The following is a 1,418-nucleotide window of genomic DNA, read 5'->3' as shown; positions in this document are numbered from 1 at the left end:
TTATTTGTGAATAAATTCACATAATTTAAAACCCAGAACGTCACTGCGTTTAGCAGGGCGTTAGGGGCAATTTAAACCAGCCTTTGAAATAAAATGAAAACTAAGAAAAAATGAAAGACAAAATCAACTTTAAAGGTATAATAACAAAGTTATGGTTCTTTTTCATTCTACTAATTTTGACCATCAATTTTGGATGTCAACAAGAAATAACTGGCAAACCTGAAAACAATACTATAATCAAGGAAAAATGGCATTGGGACAATTCTGCTAAACAAAGCGAAAGTGCAGGATATGCTCAAGTGGTAAAAGTTGGTAATACAATCTATATATCGGGAGTTCCAACATCTGATTTAAGTCCAGAAGGAATAACAAAACTATACAAAACTCTTGAACAATGTTTGAATGCCTTTGGAGCAAACCCAAAGGATGTTGTTAAAGAAACACTCTATACGACTGATATTGAGGAAATGAAAAAGCACAATAATGCAAGAAAAAGTTTCTATCAAGGCGACTATCCAGCAGCCAGTTGGGTTCAAGTTAGTAGGCTATACGAACCAAACGCCAAATTAGAAGTAGATTTAATTGCAGAAATAACCAATCCGAATTAATAAAACAATTTCTTTGTGTATGAACACTGTTGTCGCTAAGAAGATTATTGACTTAAAAAACAAGGACTTAAAACTTAGAAATGAACTCATAAAAAAAGAAGAACTTTCCAATGGATATAATGAAGAAATGGAAGCATTACACAATACTAATGCGAAAGAATTAAGTCAAATAATTGATGAAATTGGATATCCGACAATAGATAAAGTTGGCAAAGAAGCTAATGAAGCAGCTTGGTTGATTATTCAACATTCTATCGGACAGCCTGAATTTATGAAGAAATCGGCAGAAATGCTTAAAAAAGCTGTTCAAGAAAACAAAGCTGACCCGATTAGTCTTGCATATTTGGCTGACCGAATAGCTGTTTTTGAGGGAAAAGAACAACTTTATGGAACTCAATTTGATTGGGACATTAATGGAGTGATGAGCCCAAATCAAATAGACGATATAGAAAAAGTAAATCTACGTAGAAAAACTCTTGGGCTTAATTCACTTGAAGAGCAAACCGTGATTATGAAAGAAAGAGTGAAAAAGGAAAACCAAAGTCCACCAGATGACTTCCAAGAAAGAAAAAGTGAATACAACGAATGGAGAAAATCTGCTGGTTGGATAGAATAAAAACTGCCCCTAACACGGTGTATAAGTAATAGCGGTTAAAGTGATTAAACGAAAGTAAAAACATAAAACAAAGGGCAGTGTAAAACCGAAAGGTTTACGAGTAGAAATCCGCTACTACTCATACACAAGTCCGTTGGGACGGATTTGAAAGCCTTCGGCCTCAACCAAGTTGCTCCATTGCTGCGCAATTCACG

The 1,418-nt window shown here is 34.8% G+C and carries 2 protein-coding genes; both read left to right on the top strand.

Translation table 11 applies throughout. The annotated features are described in order from the left end of the window. The first annotated feature begins 110 nt into the window (after positions 1–110). A complete protein-coding gene (locus tag D2V08_RS14795) occupies positions 111–608 on the top strand; it encodes a RidA family protein (protein WP_119608952.1) in 498 nt (165 codons plus the stop codon). Between the two features lie 19 nt (positions 609–627). Beyond that, on the top strand, positions 628–1,224 hold the full coding sequence (locus tag D2V08_RS14790) for a DUF6624 domain-containing protein (RefSeq protein WP_119608950.1): 597 nt from the start codon (positions 628–630) through the stop codon (positions 1,222–1,224). The last annotated feature ends 194 nt before the right edge of the window (positions 1,225–1,418 follow it).

Origin of the sequence: Flagellimonas lutimaris (genome assembly GCF_003581615.1) — a bacterium.
GTDB lineage: Bacteria > Bacteroidota > Bacteroidia > Flavobacteriales > Flavobacteriaceae > Flagellimonas > Flagellimonas lutimaris.
The sequence above is the reverse complement of the archived record's forward strand: the minus strand, read 5'-3'. Positions and strand labels throughout refer to the sequence as shown.

Excerpts from the sequence above, each read along its gene's own strand:
- D2V08_RS14795 (WP_119608952.1), top strand. The coding sequence starts at position 111 with ATGAAAGACAAAATCAACTTTAAAGGTATAATAACAAAGTTATGGTTC.
- D2V08_RS14790 (WP_119608950.1), top strand. The coding sequence starts at position 628 with ATGAACACTGTTGTCGCTAAGAAGATTATTGACTTAAAAAACAAGGAC.